This window comes from Cytobacillus citreus (assembly GCF_018343665.1).
Taxonomy (GTDB): domain Bacteria; phylum Bacillota; class Bacilli; order Bacillales; family Cytobacillaceae; genus Cytobacillus; species Cytobacillus citreus.
Window position 1 is genome coordinate 855,214 of record NZ_JAGYPM010000001.1, and the last position, 17,729, is coordinate 872,942.

At 38.4% G+C, this 17,729-nt stretch carries 20 protein-coding genes and 1 riboswitch; of the genes, 18 read left to right on the forward strand and 2 right to left on the reverse strand.

All coding sequences use genetic code 11. From position 1 onward, the window contains the following. Positions 1-2: 2 nt before the first annotated feature. Positions 3-623, reverse strand: coding sequence for a nucleotidyltransferase family protein (locus KHA94_RS04255; protein ID WP_213100869.1), 621 nt, complete (start codon positions 621-623; stop codon positions 3-5). Next, positions 623-1,114 (reverse strand): (2Fe-2S)-binding protein, encoded by a 492-nt coding sequence (locus tag KHA94_RS04260; protein ID WP_213100870.1) that lies wholly within the window; start codon positions 1,112-1,114, stop codon positions 623-625. The genes KHA94_RS04255 and KHA94_RS04260 overlap by 1 nt, the downstream gene beginning before the upstream one ends. 433 nt (positions 1,115-1,547) lie before the next feature. Next, a riboswitch (purine riboswitch) is annotated at positions 1,548-1,646 on the reverse strand. Between the two features lie 135 nt (positions 1,647-1,781). Here KHA94_RS04260 and KHA94_RS04265 point away from each other — a divergent pair. From KHA94_RS04265 to KHA94_RS04350, 18 genes are all read left to right on the forward strand, one after another. Next, a complete protein-coding gene (locus KHA94_RS04265; RefSeq protein WP_213100871.1) occupies positions 1,782-2,132 on the forward strand; it encodes a Na-translocating system protein MpsC family protein in 351 nt (116 codons plus the stop codon). 246 nt (positions 2,133-2,378) lie between these two features. Beyond that, positions 2,379-3,707 (forward strand): nucleobase:cation symporter-2 family protein, encoded by a 1,329-nt coding sequence (locus KHA94_RS04270; RefSeq protein ID WP_213100872.1) that lies wholly within the window; start codon positions 2,379-2,381, stop codon positions 3,705-3,707. 56 nt (positions 3,708-3,763) lie between these two features. Further along, a complete protein-coding gene (locus KHA94_RS04275) occupies positions 3,764-5,230 on the forward strand; it encodes a dihydroorotase (RefSeq protein ID WP_213100873.1) in 1,467 nt (488 codons plus the stop codon). Positions 5,231-5,475: 245 nt separating this feature from the next. After that, positions 5,476-6,066 carry a cysteine hydrolase family protein gene (locus KHA94_RS04280; protein WP_213100874.1) on the forward strand — a complete coding sequence of 197 codons (591 nt, stop codon included), beginning with the start codon at positions 5,476-5,478 and terminating at the stop codon, positions 6,064-6,066. Beyond that, positions 6,059-6,646 carry a UbiX family flavin prenyltransferase gene (locus KHA94_RS04285; protein ID WP_249365294.1) on the forward strand — a complete coding sequence of 196 codons (588 nt, stop codon included), beginning with the start codon at positions 6,059-6,061 and terminating at the stop codon, positions 6,644-6,646. Before KHA94_RS04280 ends, KHA94_RS04285 begins: the two co-directional genes overlap by 8 nt. After that, positions 6,643-7,980, forward strand: a complete 1,338-nt coding sequence (locus KHA94_RS04290; RefSeq protein ID WP_213100875.1) for a UbiD family decarboxylase — start codon at positions 6,643-6,645, stop codon at positions 7,978-7,980. The genes KHA94_RS04285 and KHA94_RS04290 overlap by 4 nt, the downstream gene beginning before the upstream one ends. Positions 7,981-8,095: 115 nt before the next feature. Next, complete coding sequence (locus tag KHA94_RS04295) at positions 8,096-8,359, forward strand: BMC domain-containing protein (RefSeq protein ID WP_057770220.1); 264 nt, start codon at positions 8,096-8,098, stop codon at positions 8,357-8,359. A 16-nt stretch (positions 8,360-8,375) separates the two neighbouring features. Beyond that, complete coding sequence (locus KHA94_RS04300) at positions 8,376-9,365, forward strand: hypothetical protein (protein WP_213100876.1); 990 nt, start codon at positions 8,376-8,378, stop codon at positions 9,363-9,365. Between the two features lie 34 nt (positions 9,366-9,399). Further along, a complete protein-coding gene (locus KHA94_RS04305) occupies positions 9,400-9,768 on the forward strand; it encodes a BMC domain-containing protein (RefSeq protein WP_338030688.1) in 369 nt (122 codons plus the stop codon). Positions 9,769-9,784: 16 nt separating this feature from the next. Next, the gene (locus tag KHA94_RS04310; protein ID WP_213101294.1) at positions 9,785-10,072 is read left to right on the forward strand and encodes a BMC domain-containing protein; all 288 of its coding nucleotides are present in this window, start codon (positions 9,785-9,787) and stop codon (positions 10,070-10,072) included. Positions 10,073-10,074: 2 nt separating this feature from the next. Then, complete coding sequence (locus KHA94_RS04315; RefSeq protein WP_213100877.1) at positions 10,075-10,818, forward strand: hypothetical protein; 744 nt, start codon at positions 10,075-10,077, stop codon at positions 10,816-10,818. A 14-nt stretch (positions 10,819-10,832) separates the two neighbouring features. Beyond that, on the forward strand, positions 10,833-11,111 hold the full coding sequence (locus tag KHA94_RS04320) for a EutN/CcmL family microcompartment protein (protein WP_057770230.1): 279 nt from the start codon (positions 10,833-10,835) through the stop codon (positions 11,109-11,111). Positions 11,112-11,114: 3 nt separating this feature from the next. Continuing rightward, positions 11,115-12,923 (forward strand): adenine deaminase, encoded by a 1,809-nt coding sequence (locus tag KHA94_RS04325; protein ID WP_213100878.1) that lies wholly within the window; start codon positions 11,115-11,117, stop codon positions 12,921-12,923. Between the two features lie 40 nt (positions 12,924-12,963). Further along, on the forward strand, positions 12,964-13,647 hold the full coding sequence (locus KHA94_RS04330; protein ID WP_213100879.1) for a cyclase family protein: 684 nt from the start codon (positions 12,964-12,966) through the stop codon (positions 13,645-13,647). A gap of 230 nt (positions 13,648-13,877) precedes the next feature. After that, the gene (locus tag KHA94_RS04335) at positions 13,878-14,501 is read left to right on the forward strand and encodes a DUF1989 domain-containing protein (protein ID WP_213100880.1); all 624 of its coding nucleotides are present in this window, start codon (positions 13,878-13,880) and stop codon (positions 14,499-14,501) included. Then, a complete protein-coding gene (locus KHA94_RS04340; protein ID WP_213100881.1) occupies positions 14,502-15,671 on the forward strand; it encodes a M20 family metallopeptidase in 1,170 nt (389 codons plus the stop codon). Beyond that, entirely contained in the window at positions 15,668-17,005 is a 1,338-nt protein-coding gene (locus tag KHA94_RS04345; RefSeq protein WP_213100882.1) for a 5'-deoxyadenosine deaminase, read from the forward strand. Before KHA94_RS04340 ends, KHA94_RS04345 begins: the two co-directional genes overlap by 4 nt. Before the next feature lie 114 nt (positions 17,006-17,119). Next, complete coding sequence (locus tag KHA94_RS04350; RefSeq protein WP_213100883.1) at positions 17,120-17,533, forward strand: CoA-binding protein; 414 nt, start codon at positions 17,120-17,122, stop codon at positions 17,531-17,533. Positions 17,534-17,729: the final 196 nt, after the last annotated feature.

Genomic DNA, 17,729 nt, shown 5'->3' on the forward strand with positions numbered 1-17,729 from the left:
CGCTAATGATTATTTAGTTTTTCTTCGGTTGCGTTCCTTTTAACAGCATTTTGATAGTCTTCAGGCGTGTTTATGTTTAGTTCAATTAAGGTACTATCAATTGGTACTTCAATAATTTGATTTTTATATTTTCGAATAATATTTCTTAAACCTTGGGTTTTTTCATTTATTAAGAGAAGATCACTAAAAATTTTTCTTGAAAAAAGAATCGGATGCCCTCTCTTTCCTTTATTAATAGGAATAGCAATGAGCTGGTCTGTATCTTTCATTGATAGAACAAGTTGATTAATGATACTAGAATCGACTGGTTGATCTACTGAGGTAACTAGAATCATTTCAGAATCTTTGTCGGCTGCTTGGAGTCCACATATTATAGAAGAACATTTTCCTTTTTTGAAATTCTCATTATAAATGGTTTTCACTGGATATTTATTTGCCATATTTACTAAGAGCTCCGCCTCATGCCCTAGAATAACAATAATGTCCGAAAGTACAGAATGCAGCAGCATTTGCAGTTGATGCTCAAATAAGGTCTTTCCCTCCCAATACAGAAGTCCTTTATGAGTTAGCAGCTGCATACGTTTAGACTGTCCAGCTGCAAGAAGAATGGCAGTTCCAATCATTAATTGGTTACTGTTCCTTTTATGACTAATTCTTTTTCAGCGGCAGTTCTAATAGCTTTTATTATTTTTGTATAACCTGTACAGCGGCAAAGATTTCCACCAAGAGCTGTTTTTATTTCATCTTCAGTAGGAACATAATCGATCCCATTTAGGAATGCTTTCGCGGATACAATAATTCCAGGTGTACAATAACCGCATTGAGTAGCCCCTTCAGCGCCAAAGGATTCTTGAATAATATCCATGTTCGTCGTCAATCCAACCCCTTCACATGTAATAATTTCCTGATTAATAACCTGACTAATAAGTATAAGACAAGAACATACTACCTCACCGTTAAGCAGAACAGAGCATGATCCACATTCACCTTTTCCACAGCACTCTTTGCTGGCAGTTAACTGAAAGTCTTCCCTTAATACATCCAGTAAAGTTTTAGTAGGATGGCATAGGACTGTACGAGTTGAGCCATTCACTTTTAAATAAAATGTCAGCATTGTTTACCTCCTTGAAATGAAATGTTGTTAATAAATCATTCATTCAAAATCTACTAATTTTTTATTAGTTTGAAATAGTAATGGTATGGTAAAGGGTCGATGTTTTTCATTTGTAATCATTATTGTGAAGTATTATGAGGGTTGATTCGTTTAACAATTTTTTACTGATTCGTTGAGGAAAAAATAAAAATTCCCATACAAAAAGGCTCTAGTGATTTTTATCGCAGATTAACGGGCAGTAAGCCCCCTACTACAAGGTTGCGAGAGAATCAAAGAATCCTAAGTGGGGGATCAACTGCCCGTAAAGGCCCGATTGGTTCAACTAACCATCAGTGGGGGATGAAAGCCGACTAAGAACGCCACGTCCTGTGGCAACGTCGGCACTAGCACGTCCTGTGCGTCGAAAATCCCCCACTGATGGAAGTTTCACTTTATCACAAGAAAACCTTTTCGTAGTCAGGAATTTACGGTCCCTAGTAGATACCCTCAAACCAATTATTGAGGTTATACGAAAAGAAAAATTTTTATATAAAAGCATCTTGCTTAATAGCTGAGTTGATTTGTAGTGTAAAGCTCACTCTAATATTTTGTCAAGTTCAAATTTTCAGAAAATATAATTGACATTAAAAATGGTTTTGTTTAATATAGTGACTAACAGGAGGCAAATATGTCTACTATTTCAATAAAATTCCATCATACTTTTAAAAAAGATCTTGCTCATCTGTATAATCGTGTCAATCAGGAGATTTACGGGGTCGGTGTTAAAAAACAGAGAATTGAAACTTTTGATGATAGAGTCATTATTTTTGCACAGCATAAGCGTGTACAGGCATTAAAAATGCTGAGCAAGAATTTTCAGCTCCTTACCATTTCGGTTGATTCAGCATTAATTGCTGAATTTAAATCGTTATTCAAAGTGCAGATTGAAGAAACTCTTCATCTGAAAGTAAAAACGATTTTAAAGGATTATGATCCACTAAGTGAAGAAGCTTGTACAATCATTTACTTTGAAGAATAATATGCAATCAATTTTGTTTGGGAAAGCTGCGCAGAGCGTATCTATCTTAAACCAATCTTGAAAGCGGTTCCTTTAGCTTTTGTTTATCGAAAGTTTTATGAAACCGCAGTAATAGGTCATCTTATTTTTGGATGTCTTCTATTACTGCGGTTTTTTATATGTTTTTTCCCTTTTGAAAATCGGAGGTGATAAAAAATTTATCCGTATCTATTTAGGAGATAACTTTTTTAAAATGGGGGGCTGAACTTGGAAAAGCTAAATCCTGTAAAAGTGGGAACTTTAGGATTTCAGCATGTTTTGGCAATGTATGCAGGTGCCGTAATCGTTCCATTAATCGTCGGGCCTGCAATTGGTTTAAATGCTCAGCAACTAGCCTATTTAATTTCAATTGATTTATTCACTTGTGGGATAGCCACATTATTACAGGTAATTGGCGGAAAGCATTTTGGAATAAAATTGCCTGTTATATTAGGGTGTACCTTTACGGCAGTAGGACCAATGATTGCCATTGGGAAATTAGAAGGAATCACATCTATATACGGGGCCATTATCGTTTCAGGAATAGTTGTTATGATATTATCCCAGTTTATGAGTAAAATCATGCGATTCTTTCCACCTGTGGTAACTGGTTCAGTTGTAGCAATCATCGGAGTTTCCTTAATTCCGGTTGCGATGAATAATGCAGCAGGAGGTCAAGGATCTCCAGACTTTGGAAGTACGCAAAATCTATTTTTAGCCATATTAACTCTTGCCCTTATTATTTTAATAAACCGTTTCTTTAAGGGGTATATGAAAGCCATATCTGTCTTACTTTCATTAATCGCAGGCACGGTTGTTGCCTATTTTATGGGGATAGTTAGTTTTACCGAGGTATCCAATGCCTCATGGTTTCATATCGTTCAGCCTTTTTATTTTGGATTTCCAACCTTTAGTTTCTCTGCCATCCTTACAATGACCCTTGTAGCCCTTGTGAGTATGATAGAGTCGACTGGTGTTTTTTTAGCATTAGGTGATGTTTGTGATCGAAAGCTAGAATCGAAGGATATTAAAAAAGGATTACGTGCTGAAGGACTTGCAGTTATCATCGGTGGGATTTTTAATGCATTCCCTTATACCTCTTTCTCGCAAAATGTGGGTTTAGTAGTTTTGACAAAAGTAAGAACAAGAAATGTTGTGATTTCTGCAGGGGTCATATTAATGATTTTAGGTCTTTTGCCTAAGATCGCTGCTCTAACAACGATTATTCCTATGGCCGTTTTAGGCGGAGCAATGATTCCAATGTTTGGAATGGTTATTTCCTCAGGAGTAAGAATGCTTTCAGCAGTGGATTTTAGTAAAAATGAAAACCTATTAATCATAGCCTGCGCAATCGGAATTGGACTTGGATCAGCAGTTGTTCCAGCTATATTTGGAACTCTCCCGACTAGTGTCCGATTATTAGTTGAAAACGGAATTGTATTAGGTAGTTTGACAGCAATTTTATTAAATTTGGTCTTTAACTATAAAGATTTAAATAAACTTGAGAGTGAACAAGTAAATCAGCTGAAAAGTGATCATTCGGTAGATGTTATTTAAAAATCCGCTTTGTTAAAAGAAAAGAAGCAGAAATAAATAATAGAGGGAGAAGAACTATGGGTTTAATTCTGAAAAATGCAAATGTTCCTCAAGGAGATCGTCAAGTATTAACGAATATATTGGTAAAAGACGGTAAAATCGCAGGTTACTGCAACGATATTAGCTTTTTAAACGCTGCAAAGGTGATCGATGTAGGAGGGAAGCTTGTTGTTCCTGGGTGTATTGATCCCCATACTCATTTCATGGATCCAGGTTTTACACATCGGGAAACCTTTGCAACAGGAAGTCGTTCAGCAGCCGCTGGCGGATTGACGACAATTATTGATATGCCATGCTGCAGTAAGCCTTCAGTTCGGGATGGTGATAGTTTTCACAAGAAAATTGGTCCAATTCGTGATCAAGCCTATGTTGATTATTGTTTCTGGGGAGGAATGACGGGGGAAGATGCACGAGAAGGATGGATTGATAATATTTACCCTCAAATTGAAGAAGGGGTAGTTGCTTTTAAAGTTTATATGACTCCTTCTGTACCTACTTTCCCAAGAGTTTCGGATGCCGAAATGCTAGAAATCTTTAAAAATGTTGCTAAAACAGGGCTGCCTATAGGTGTACACGCTGAAAACTATGATATTTGTACGTTTAATTCCAAAAAACTAGAAAAAGAAGGACGTCTAGATGGGCCAGCATGGGCAGAAGCACGCTCAAGTCTAGCTGAGAAAGTGGCAATTGAATTAATTCTTAGCTTCGCCGAGGCAACAGATGCACGTGTACATGTTGTCCATATGAGTACAAAAGAAGGGGTAGAGCTCGTTAAGGTTGCTAAAAAACGAGGTGTGAAAGTTACAGCTGAAACATGTCCTCACTACCTTGTTTTAAACGCACAAGACTCCATGTCAAAACGGGGATCATTTGCAAAAATTGCTCCGCCATTACGCGGCAAAGAAGATAACGAGTCTCATTGGCAAGCGCTTGCTGATGGAACAATTGATTTTGTCGGTACAGACCATGCTCCATATGAAATTGCAACTGAAAAAGAATACCCTGACTCTACAATTTGGAATACTTTCCCTGGTATTCCGGGTGTTGAAACAATGGTTCCGATTCTTGTAAGTGAAGGTCTTAATAAAGGACGATTAACACTCTCTCGTTTCGTCGAGGTAACGAGCCGAAATGCAGCTATTCATTATGGCATTTATCCGAAAAAAGGCTCAATGGAAATTGGTGCCGATGCTGATTTCACAGTCATTGATCTAGAAAAGGAATATGTAATAGATGAGCAAAAAACAGAATCATTGGCAAAATATAATCCTTTAAATGGATTGAAATTAAAAGGAAAACCTGTTCAAACCATTATCCGTGGAAACATGATCTATGATGAGGATGGCGGCGGTATTGTAGGGGAAGCAGGTTACGGTGAATATGTACGTCGTCAAAGTATTCAACGCCTAGAGCGCACACTAAAATATGAAAAATATGAAGCTATCAAAATTGAAACGAAAGAAGCGGTAACACAAAATTTATAGATTTATCGCAGATTAACGGGCAGTAAGACCCCCACTTCAAGGATTCACGTATACAAAGAAGAGTAAGTGGGGGATCAACTGCCCGTAAAGGCCCGATTAGTTCAACTAACCATCAGTGGGGGATGAAAGGCCGACTAAGAACGCCACGTCCTGTGGCAACGTCGGCACTAGCATGTCCTGTGCGTCGAAAAACCCCCACTGATGGAAGTTTCACTTTATGAATAGATAGAGAGGGTGATTGAATAATGGAACTAAAAGGAAAAAAGCATTGTGTCGTCATTATCGACATGCTGAATGATTTTATTGGAGAGAATGCTGCATTACGCTGTGAAAATGGCGAAAAGATTGTCCCAAAAATTAGGGAGTTAATAGATTTCGCACATGATCAAAATATTCAGGTTGTTCATGTCCAAGAAGCACATCGTAAAAATGATCGGGATTTCCGTGTAAGGCCAGTTCATGCAGTAAAAGGAACGTGGGGATCACAATTTATTCCTGAGTTACAGCCTGAAGAAGACAAGGGAGACTATGTTGTTCAAAAGAGAAGACATAGTGCTTTTAGCTACACAGACTTTGACCTCTTCTTAAGAGAGGAAGAGATTGATACTGTCGTTTTGACTGGTGTCTGGACGAATGTGTGTGTACGAAGCACAGCTTCAGATGCTCTGTACCATGGCTACCATATTATCTGTATTTCTGATGGAACAGCCTCTCAAGATGACGACATGCATCGATCAGGATTAAGAGATATTGATATTTTTGGAGACATTATGACGACTGAGGAATATAAAGAAGCAGCAAAATTAAAATTCTCCCAAGATCAACAGGTTGTCTAGCTTTAGACAAGAAGAAAGAAAGAAGCGTATATTAGTGGGGATAACTGGGGCAAGCGGATCATTGTATGGCTATGCATTGGTCCGTGCTCTCCATCAATTAGGAATTGAAACACACTTAATTGTAACGGAGATGGGAGAAAAAGTAATGCAATTTGAGTGTGACAAGACGATGGATGAACTCAAGGAATATGCCGCTATTCATAGCAATAAAAACCTGTTTGCTTCCATTGCAAGCGGATCATACTTAACAGATGGGATGGTGATAGTCCCATGTTCAATGAATACACTTGGTGCGATAGCGAATGGTGTCGGCGATACTTTACTAAGCAGAGCTGCAAGTGTTGTTATGAAAGAAAAACGAACCTTTATTATCGTTCCGAGAGAAGCACCTTTTAACTTAATTCATTTACGAAATATGACTGTGCTTGCTGAGACAGGTGCGTGCATCATGCCTGCATCTCCTGGATTTTATCATAAACCAACAGAAATTTGGGAGCTAGCTAATTTCATGGTAGCACGTATTTTAGACACGCTGAATATTGATCATCGGCTGCTTGAAAGGTGGGGAGAAAAGGCATGATTCCAGTAACTATGAGAGCATTATTAGATGACTGGGAAAATAGAGGTCTATTATACCGTATAAAAAAAGAAGTAGATCCCCGCTATGAATTAGGTGCTGTTATTAATTCTAAACAAGGAAGACAGCCATTCCTCTTTGAAAAAATTAAAGGATATCAATCATCAATGGTAGCAGGACTTGGCGGAGACCGTGATCTGGTTGCTGACAGTATTGGGGTACATACCTCTGAACTTATTCCAAAAATAATTGAATCTATTGTAAATCCTATTCAAACAACTTTAAAAGAAACAGGTCCTGTCCAGGAGAATTTAGTAACTGGAGATTTTGATTTGGCTGATCTATTCCCAATACCAACTTATCATGAAAAGGACTCCGGGGCTTATTATGTTTCTGGCATTCTAGTTGTGAAGGATTTATCTGGGAATAAAAGGTACACCTCCATAAGGAGAATGCAATACCTGGGAGGAAATCGAACGAATATCTTAATTACTTCACCAGAATTATTGGAACAATATTCTCATTTTGAGAAACTTGGAGAACCAATGGAAGTGGCAGTAATGTTCGGTGTTGTCCCCGCAATCGTATTAAGTTCACAGATCAGCACTCACCTCTACCACACTGATAAGCTAAATGTCGCAGGTGCATTACTTGGACAATCCCTAGATGTTGTTCGCTGTAAAACAGTTGATTTAGATGTTCTGGCTGAAGCAGAAATTGTATTTGAAGGACATATGCTTCCTCATGAGCGTGAAATGGAAGGACCGTTTGGGGAATTAGCGGGCTATTATGGCTTCCGTTCACCACAGCCAGTAGTTGAAATTTCTGCAGTTACTTACCGTAATAATGCAATTAATCAAACGATTTTCCCTTCTAGCTTCGAAGAGAGACTTCCAATGGCCCTTATTCGTGAAGCGACACTATTAAGTACTGTTAGACAGGTTGTTCCAAGTATAAAGAGTGTACATATTCCTATGGGAGGTGTCGGACGCTATCATGCAGTGATTCAAATCGAGAAGAAATCTGAAGGGGATGGAAAGCAAGCTGCACTTGCCGCCTTTGCAAGTGATAAAGATCTAAAGCATGTAGTAGTTGTTAATGATGACGTGAATATCTTTGATTCAGATGACGTAGAATGGGCGATCGCAACAAGGGTGCAGGCAGCAAGTGATGTCTTCATTGTTCCTGGCGCAAAAGGCTCCCCTCTTGAATCCTCTCATAATCTAAGGGGAGTGTCCGATAAAATGGGTATTGATGCTACTTACCCTTTAGGAATGGAAGAAATGTTTAAAAGGACATCTATACCAATAGAAATCAACCTCGAAGACTATCTATAAAGTGGAGGGCTCCATTCGGGGACAAATAGATTAAATCTTATTCGTTGACAGAATGAAACTGTACCAAAATATTTTTTTAGACATCTAACTGACCTTATTAAGGGTGGGATGATTAATGAAAGCAATCGGTATGATTGAAACGAGAGGACTAACAGCAGCCATTGAGGCACTTGATTCGATGGCAAAGGCAGCGAATGTAAGTCTTGTTGATTTAAAAAGAGTTGGATCTGGTCTTGTTACCGTCATTGTAGAGGGTGATGTTGCAGCGGTAACTGCTGCAGTTGAAGTTGGAAAGACAGCACATAGCAGGACAGGTGGAGAACTTGTCTCTTTTAATGTCATTCCTCGTCCACATTCAGAACTTGCTAAGATTCTTTAATAGGAGGTGATTATTTTTGTCTGAATTTATGAAAAATGTTGTGAAAGAAGTATTAAAGCCAACGCAAAAACCTAAGGAAAATCCTCTGTTTGGAAGTGAAACTAAGTTTTTATATACGAATTCAATCATAAATAAAACAGCAGAAAGTAAACAAAATCAGACAATACAAGGAATAAGTCGTCCAAATTATCAACTAAAGAATCTCCAAAAAAGACTATCAGGTATTTCAGTGGATTCTCCTAATCAAACAGAAAATCACTCTCCTAAAGCTGGATTCATTAGTCAATCAAACTCTCAATCACCTAGAAACATTGTCGAGGGCTCACTTTCGAAATTACAAGCCCTATCGCTTGTTCAAGGAAATAACTCGATAAACACACATCACCAAGCCAATATCACAGTAAATCGAAATTTATTTAATGAAGAAAGTCAGTTTATTGGCCAATCAAGGGAAGGTGTGAAAGCGTGGGTATTTTCAGGCCTTCATCCAAATCTTCTTACATCCTTTCAGCGCTCATTAAAGTCTAATTCAATCGGTGTTATTGTTGCGGAAAAATGTTCGGTCGGTCAGCTATTTTTATTAAATGATATTTTAAGAGAATTTTCTTCGATTAAATATTGCTTGACATGGGATAAGGAAAGCAAGCAAGACTTTGTTCTTGAGTTATATGAAGATCAGACAGAAATACTTACGAAAGCAGTGAAAATGCTGTTTCAAAGGCTTTCGCAAAATTCATTCAAACCAATTCAAGTCTTCAAGGCTAACTCTCCAGGCCCATGGCTGACAAAGCAGCTCGGTTTAAAAACACATGTTGATGGAGCTGCAGTTATTGAAGGTATTGATTATTATTCAGCAATCCTCCTTTTAGACAGACTTATAAAAAAATCACCGAGTAAAAATTTTGATTATGTTATTGAAAAAAAATACTTACTTCTATATGGAAATTACGAAATTGTTTCACAGTTATCAGAAGAATTGAAGAACCAGGCTGAAAGATTCATGTAGTTTCTTTAAGTCAATTTGATAGGAGGCAATTCATTTGCATGCATTAGGGTTAATTGAAACGGTTGGCTATTTAACAGCTGTTTCGGCTGCAGATGCTGCCGTTAAAGCAGCTAATGTTGAGATTGTAGGTATTGAAAAGGTAATTGGTGTGAACGGCTACCTCGGAGTGACCATCCATATAAGTGGGGATGTGGCAGCTGTTAAATCCGCAGTTGATGCTGGAAAGAGCGCTGCAGATCGAGTAGGAAAGGTTATTTCTTCACATGTCATTCCAAGAGCTCATAACGAAGTGGCCAATAAGCTACTTCCGAATTTTAAGCTTGAGAAGAAATCTATAATTAAGGATGAAAATGACTTAACAACAGAAGGTAACTTAGAAGATACGGATCATTCAAATGAATAGTAAATGGGGAGGAAAAATCATGGGTGAAGCTTTAGGTTTAGTAGAAACAAAGGGTTTAGTAGGGGCAGTTGAAGCGGCAGATGCAATGGTTAAGGCAGCAAATGTAGAAATTTGCGGATATGAGAAGGTAGGCTTCGGATTAGTAACTGTCATGGTAAGAGGTGATGTAGGTGCTGTGAAAGCAGCGACTGATGCAGGTGCAGAGGCTGCTAGCCGCGTTGGGGAGCTAGTATCCGTTCATGTTATTCCTAGACCACATAGTGAAGTTGAGAGAGTGTTATTATCCAAAAACAGTGGTGAATAGTGATGGGCATTGAAAAGCAGAGTGCGCTGATGGAAAACACTCTGTATGAACTGTGTAATCGAAATGGCAGTGGAAGGCGGATCAATAAGAGAAAACCATATGTCCTGGCTCTTATCACCTCTCATTTGATTGGAATGGAACCAGGACTATCTTATTTAAGAGATCTATCGAATGCCCATTTGATGTTACGAATTTCTGCAGAAGATGAACTGTTTTCACATTTTTCACTAGGGGAGCTTGTGAGTGTAATTGGAAACGATGATTGGATTCTGCAACGAGAATTATCTGAAATGATCATAAAAAAAGTGGATATTATTTTTTTGCCCATTCTTTCTTTCTCACTCGTTTCAGATATTCTTTCATATAATGATCGAAGACTATTTGTTCGGATCATTTTAAAGGCAATATTATCCGGAAAAAAAGTAATCGGATTGAAATTAGGAGCAGACCCCTATCATCCGATTTGGCGAATGGAAGGCATGGATAAAGGACCACAGATTATAAAAAGAAAACTACAAGAGCAATTGCAAGGGTTAAAGTCATTGGGGATTAAATTAATAGATACGGATGAAAAAATGGACTTTACTTATGAAAAAGCATACAAAAAATCAATTATTACGGAGAAAACGATTCGATATGTCCATCAAAATAATCAATCATCATTATTTATTTCGAATGAGACGATCATAACTCCACTTGCCAAGGATATGGCAAGAGAGTTGAAAATTTCATTAATTACAGAATAAGGGGACGGTCTTTTATGCAAATGGGAATAGTGGTTGGTCGGATTACTGCAACAAGAAAGGATGAAAATCTAGTAGGTACGAAGCTATTAATTACACAGCCGATTGGATTAGACGGACAAGTTCTGCCAAACCCCATTATTGCCGTTGATACTGTTGGAGCTGGAATTGGTGAAAGGGTTATTTATGTAACCGGAAGTATGGCTTCAAGAGCTATCAGGAACAAAGATGCGCCCATTGATGCTGCAATTATTGGAATTATTGATAGTTTAGAGGGAACGACGTTGGGAGGGTAAACAATGGACGCTCTAAAAATTAAAGAAGCAATACAATATAGGAAATTAATTGATGTTTTGTTGAATCCGAACCTCTATGCGGACATTGTTCTAAGAGGAGGATATTTTATCAATGTGGTTACCCGTGAAATATATGAAGCGGATGTAGCGATAAAAGGCCAATATATTTTAATGGTCGGTGATGCAAAAGATTTAATTGGTCCTAAAACGATTATAGAAGAGGTACGTGGAAAATTTATTTGTCCTGGTTTTATTGATTCACATATGCATTTTGAAAGTGCGATGCTTACTTGTACAGAATTTTCAAAGCTATCTATTCCAACTGGAACGACAACCTTAATCGGTGATCCACATGAGATAGGGAATGTTCTCGGTGTTCAAGGTATGAAAGCGATGATTGAGGAAGCCAAGACTCTTCCAAATCGAATCTTATTCACTGTTCCTTGTGCAGTGCCTGATGCACCTGGTCTTGAAACATCTGGGTATGATGTTTCAGCTAAGGACATGAAGGATTTATTAAATGACCCATATGTTCAAGGAATCGGTGAGATTCAAAGCATTAGCAATATCCAGCCAGTTTATCAGCATGCACCAGAAGTGATTGATGATCTTGTCGCAGCTGTTTCTTATGCGAACAGTATTGGGAAAACAGTTGAAGGAAACGCACCTGGTTTATTTGGAAAAGAGCTTGCTGCACATATTATAAGCGGCGGCACACATGTATCCTGCCATGAAACGACAACAAAGGAAGAGACGGTAGAAAAGCTCCGTTACGGCGTTAGTGTATTCATGAGGGAAGGCTCATCACAAAGGAATATGGCTGAATGCATTAGAGCTATTACGGAAGATGGATTGGATTCAAGAAGGGCGATTCTTGTTTCAGATGATATGGTTCCAGCTGATCTTCTGAAGTTTGGCCATATGAATGATATTGTTCGACGTACTATTCTTGAGGGGATTGACCCAGTCGAAGCCATTCAAATGGCAACGATTAATCCTGCGACTCATTTTGGTTTTAAGGATGTTGGTGTTATTGCTCCCGGAAAGCGTGCGGATGTTGTTGTAATAAGCGATTTAATGAATATGACAATTGATCAAGTCTATCTTGGAGGAAAAAAAGCGGCCGAAAAAGGAGAGCTTACGATTGAGATTTCCTCATATATTTATCCAGATACAGTGAAAAAATCGATAAAACGTAAAGCTGTTAATAAAGAAGAAATCGTTATTAAAGCAAATGGAACAAAGGCAAGAGTACGAGCAATCGAAGCAATTCCTTTTCAGAACCTAACAGGTGGAAGTGAATATACGCTTAATGTGAAAGATGGAATTATCCAGCCTTGCTTGCAGCAGGACGTATTGCCGCTTCTTGTAGTCGAACGTCACGGAAGAACAGGGAAAATTGGAAAAACCTTTTTACACGGCTTTGATTTGAAATACGGCGCTATTGCTGAAAGTGTTGCCCACGATACACATAATATTATCGCAACAGGTACGAATTATGAGGATATTGTGACGGCAATCAATCGAGTAATCGCAATGGGTGGCGGAATTGCCATGATTAAAGATAGCAAAGTAGTTGGCGACTTGTCGCTCCGAATTGGAGGATTAATGACAGATGAATTATCAGGTAAGGAATTAAGTGAAAAGGTTGAAGAGTTATCTAGGCTTGCAAAAAATGAGCTTGGATGCGGAATAGAAGTTCCGTTCATGCATTTGTCCTTTTGGTCACTTGTTACAAGTCCCAAGTGGAAAATTACGGATATGGGCTTGATTGATGTTGATAAATTTGAAATCATACCGACGATTGTTTAAGGGTCATGCCCTTTAAAAAACATAATTTTGGAGGGAAATCATGGGAGTCAAATTAGTAGATTTAACTCAGGAAATCTATCATGGGATGCCAGTCTTCCCTCTTCATCCATCAACAATGATTTTTACCAATATTACACATGAAGAATCAGAAAAAAAGATTGGCTTTCCTTTTGCTACGAATAATTTAATTATAAATGAGCATGGTCCTACCCATAGTGATGCTACATATGAATATGATCCTAATGGGAAATACATTGATGAGATGCCGCTAGAATATTTTTATGGCCCTGCGGTATGTCTGGATCTTTCACATGTTTCTCCAGATCGCTCTATAACAAGTCGCGACCTTGAAGATGCATTAGCGGGGTCAGGGCAATTTATTGAAAAAGGAGACATTGTTCTTCTCTACACTGGGCATTACAACCGCTCATATGGAACGGATAAATGGCTTACAACCTATACAGGTCTTGATTATCATGCAGCAAAGTGGCTGGCCGAAATGGGTGTTGTCAATATTGGAATAGACGCACCTGCAATTGATCATCCAGAGGACCCTAATTACTCAGGGCATTTAATATGCAGAGAATATGGCATGACAAATACTGAAAATCTTTGTAATCTTGACCAAATCGCCGGCATGCGCTTTTTATACTTTGGTCTTCCGCTTCGGATTCGAAAAGGAACGGGCTCCCCTATCCGTGCAGTCGCTGTTTTCATTGAATAAAGTGAAACTTCCATCAGTGGGGGATTTCTTTCATCCCCCACTGATGGTTAGTTGAACCAATCACGCTCAAAACGCCACGTCCTGTGGCTTTCGCCTGACTAGGACATCGTGTCCGTCGTCGGGCCTTTACGGGCAGTTGATCCCCCACTTAGGTTTCTTTGATTCTCTCGTTACCTTGAAGTGGGGGTCTTACTGCCCGTTAATCTGCGATAAAATTGGAGGGTGATTACATGAGAAATGTTTTTAATAGAGAAAAAATCCGTGAAGAAATCATTATTCCTCCATATGAGGGAAGAAGTGCTTTTTTAAGAAAAGGAGAAGAGCTCATCATCATTGATTTGGAAGGTAAGCAGGTTGGTGATTTTGTCTGCTTTAATCATTCCGATCCAACAGAACATGTTTCCCCTGTCCATATGAGAGCTTCTTTAAGCAGCATCCGTTTAAAAAAAGGAGATATCCTCTATAGTAATCGGCGCCGCCCACTCATGCAACTTGTAGAAGATACGGTGGGAGTTCATGATATCTTCTTCCCAGCATGTGATTATTACCGTTATAAAATTGATTTCGATAAAGAGGATCATCCAAATTGCCACGATAATCTTGAAACAGCTCTAAAAAAGTATAACATTCAACCTGTTGTCATTCCGGATCCAATCAATCTTTTTATGAATAATGTTCTAGATGATTCGGGTGATTATGTAATCGAAGAACCACTTTCAAAACCAGGTGATTATGTAAGATTAAAGGCATTGGATGATGTTGTTATTGCTTGCACAACTTGTTCACAGGATATGGCTCCTGTGAATGGATGGAAGGTAACTTCATTAAAAATGCAAATTGTGGAGGCGGAATAAATGGATGAGATTCAATTTCTTCAAAGTTTGCTCCGCACAAATAGTTCAAATCCGCCTGGAAACGAGCATAAAGTAACGGAAGTTTTTATTGAAAGGTGCAAGAAAATAGGCCTGCCATACAAAGTAACATATCTTGAAGAAAATCGAAGCAATTTTGAGGTAACCATTAAAGGACGTGGAGAAAAGCACTTATTCCTATGTGGCCATATGGATACGGTTTCACCGGGTAAGGCTGAATGGGATTGTCATCCTTATTCAGGTGAAATCGTTGAGGATAAGATATATGGAAGAGGGGCCTCTGACATGAAAAGCGGCTTAGCAGCCATGTATCTCGCTCTTGAATCCTTGTTTTTAGAAAAGAAAACACCTCCTGCAACGATTACATTTTTGGCAACTGCCGGTGAAGAAGTGGATAGCTGTGGTGCTAGGGTCTTTCTAGAAGGAAACGAAGCAAGAGTGATTGATGCACTTGTCATAGGCGAGCCTACAAATGAAAAGGTAGTAGTCGGACATAAAGGAGCTCTATGGCTCGAAATTACTGCTTACGGAAAAACTGCTCACGGTTCAATGCCTGAACAAGGAATAAATGCTGTAGACCATATGGTGGACATTATTTGTTTATTGGATTCTTTGAAAGTAGTTTGGCGAATGGAGAAGCAGCCTCTTGGTAAGAGCAGTTTAGCTGTAACGATGATTGAGGGCGGTATTCAAACAAATGTCATTCCTGATAGATGTACAATTCGAGTGGATATTCGGACGGTACCTCCACAATCTCATCAGACGTTAGTTGATGAATTAAATAGAAAATTAGATAGCCTCATTGAAAAAAATAAAATCTATAAATATAGTATTACAAAGATCTTGGATCGGCCGCCTATTTTAACCTCGACCTCATCAGACATCATTCAATTTGCCTTGGCCATCAAAAATGAATCAGACTCTAACTGCTCAGGTGTTTCTTACTACACAGATGCAGCAGTTCTCAACCCTAGAAGTGAAATACCGACGTTAATATATGGACCTGGAGATGAGAAATTAGCTCATCAGCCAAATGAATGGGTTAGTATTTCCTCTTATAGACGCTCCATCGATTTTTATAAAGCTTTAATTTTATCTTTTGATGAAAAAACGATAGCAGAGCCTAATCCATTTCGCGGAGGAGTCAAATGAGCAGTATTTTAATAAAAAATGCCGAAATCATAACGATGAATGAAAAGGAAGAGATACTAAAAGGGGATATCTATATAGAAGAAGATCGTATTGTTGAAATCGGAAAAAACCTTTCTCATTTTGCAAGCAAAGTAATCGATGCAACTGGCCGAACAGTAATTCCAGGATTTATCCAGACACATATTCACCTTTGCCAAACATTGTTCAGAGGACAGGCTGATGATTTGGAATTAATGGATTGGCTGAAGCAAAAAATTTGGCCGCTTGAAGCATCTCATGACGAGGAATCTATTTATTATTCTGCCATGCTAGGCATTGGAGAGTTATTACAAAGCGGGACTACCACCGTTGTTGATATGGAAACCGTTCATCATACTGACTCTGCTTTTAAAGCAATTGCCGAAAGCGGAATCCGTGCTTTAGCCGGAAAAGTCATGATGGATAAAGGGGAAGAAGTCCCGGTACTTTTAAGAGAAAATACAAAGGAATCCATTCAGAAAAGCGTTGACTTACTTGAAAAATGGCATAATCATGACGGCGGTAGAGTCCAATATGCATTTTGTCCAAGGTTTGTTGTCTCATGCACGGAGGAATTATTAACAAATGTAAGAGACCTTTCAGCCAAATATCATGTAAGAGTCCATACGCACGCCTCTGAAAATGCAAATGAAATATTAATAGTAGAGCGTGAACATGGTATGAGGAATGTTGTTTATTTAGATAGCATTGGTCTAGCAAATGATAGGCTGATTCTTGCCCATTGTGTATGGCTGGACGAAGAAGAAAAGAGAATCATTAAGGAACGGGGAGTTAAGGTCAGCCACTGCCCTGGTTCGAATTTAAAGCTCGCATCTGGTATCGCTGAAGTCCCATTCCTTCTCGAATCGCATGCCAATGTTAGTCTTGGAGCGGATGGAGCTCCTTGTAATAATAACCTTGATATGTTCAATGAAATGAGACTTGCAGCCATCATTCAGAAGCCTGCTCATGGACCAACAGCCATGAATGCTAGAACGGTTTTTCGAATGGCAACCATTGGTGGTGCAAAAGCAGTGGGAATGGAACATGAGATAGGCAGTATTGAGCAAGGCAAAAAAGCGGATCTTGCCATTTTAAATTTAAATGATTTTCATGTATATCCTTCCTTTGATATTGATCCCATCTCAAGAATTGTCTATTCTGCAACAAGAGCAGATGTGGAATCAACCATCGTAAATGGGAAAATTTTAATGGAAAATAGAAGGATGAACACGATTGACAAGGAGATTATATTAAAGGAATCAAATAAATCAATCAAACGTTTGACAAAAAGACTAGAATCAATTATTTATTGAATATAGAAATAGCCCCTTCCAAAATCATTTTTTTCTCATTCATTGGTAAAACTTATTAATTTTCGGTAATATGGGAATATGTATTGTAATCATAATTTTTTGGAGGGTCCATATATGACAATTGAAATTCCTAGTCGGGATGAGCTCGGCGTCATTTTAAAAAAAGCAAAACGGGTTGCGGTTGTTGGGTTAAGCGGAAACCCTGAAAGAACTTCTTATATGGTATCTAAAGCGATGCAGGACGCAGGTTACGAAATCATACCAGTAAATCCCACTGTAGGCGAAGTGTTGGGTGTAAAAGCTGTCAAGAGCTTGAAAGAAATTGAAGGTCATGTCGATATTGTGAACGTTTTCCGACGTTCAGAGCATCTGTTAGAAGTGGCAATGGTGTTTGCTGAAATCGATGCTGATGTCTTTTGGTCGCAGCTTGGCTGTATTAGCGAAGATGCTTATAACTTCTTGAAGGACAAGGGTTTTACGGTAGTAATGGACCGTTGTATTAAGGTAGAACATGCATTAACAAAATAATAAAATGACATGAGATCTTTATTGGTCTCATGTTTTTTCTTTTTTTTAAAAAACCGCTAAATCAGCCGATATAGAAAAAAAGCCATTTGCCAAATGAAAATAAATAGATACAATAAAGCATAGACGCTTTTTAAAAATATGGTAAAATACATACAACGAACATTCGTTCTGTAATTAAGTGACCTACAATAATAAA

What these genes read in the sequence shown, in the direction of transcription:
- KHA94_RS04345 (WP_213100882.1), top strand. Translation starts at nt 15,668, where the DNA reads ATGAGCAGTATTTTAATAAAAAATGCCGAAATCATAACGATGAATGAA.
- KHA94_RS04340 (WP_213100881.1), top strand. Translation starts at nt 14,502, where the DNA reads ATGGATGAGATTCAATTTCTTCAAAGTTTGCTCCGCACAAATAGTTCA.
- KHA94_RS04315 (WP_213100877.1), top strand. Translation starts at nt 10,075, where the DNA reads ATGGGCATTGAAAAGCAGAGTGCGCTGATGGAAAACACTCTGTATGAA.
- KHA94_RS04335 (WP_213100880.1), top strand. Translation starts at nt 13,878, where the DNA reads ATGAGAAATGTTTTTAATAGAGAAAAAATCCGTGAAGAAATCATTATT.
- KHA94_RS04295 (WP_057770220.1), top strand. Translation starts at nt 8,096, where the DNA reads ATGAAAGCAATCGGTATGATTGAAACGAGAGGACTAACAGCAGCCATT.
- KHA94_RS04255 (WP_213100869.1), bottom strand. Translation starts at nt 623, where the DNA reads ATGATTGGAACTGCCATTCTTCTTGCAGCTGGACAGTCTAAACGTATG.
- KHA94_RS04350 (WP_213100883.1), top strand. Translation starts at nt 17,120, where the DNA reads ATGACAATTGAAATTCCTAGTCGGGATGAGCTCGGCGTCATTTTAAAA.
- KHA94_RS04325 (WP_213100878.1), top strand. Translation starts at nt 11,115, where the DNA reads ATGGACGCTCTAAAAATTAAAGAAGCAATACAATATAGGAAATTAATT.
- KHA94_RS04290 (WP_213100875.1), top strand. Translation starts at nt 6,643, where the DNA reads ATGATTCCAGTAACTATGAGAGCATTATTAGATGACTGGGAAAATAGA.
- KHA94_RS04260 (WP_213100870.1), bottom strand. Translation starts at nt 1,114, where the DNA reads ATGCTGACATTTTATTTAAAAGTGAATGGCTCAACTCGTACAGTCCTA.
- KHA94_RS04280 (WP_213100874.1), top strand. Translation starts at nt 5,476, where the DNA reads ATGGAACTAAAAGGAAAAAAGCATTGTGTCGTCATTATCGACATGCTG.
- KHA94_RS04330 (WP_213100879.1), top strand. Translation starts at nt 12,964, where the DNA reads ATGGGAGTCAAATTAGTAGATTTAACTCAGGAAATCTATCATGGGATG.
- KHA94_RS04320 (WP_057770230.1), top strand. Translation starts at nt 10,833, where the DNA reads ATGCAAATGGGAATAGTGGTTGGTCGGATTACTGCAACAAGAAAGGAT.
- KHA94_RS04265 (WP_213100871.1), top strand. Translation starts at nt 1,782, where the DNA reads ATGTCTACTATTTCAATAAAATTCCATCATACTTTTAAAAAAGATCTT.
- KHA94_RS04275 (WP_213100873.1), top strand. Translation starts at nt 3,764, where the DNA reads ATGGGTTTAATTCTGAAAAATGCAAATGTTCCTCAAGGAGATCGTCAA.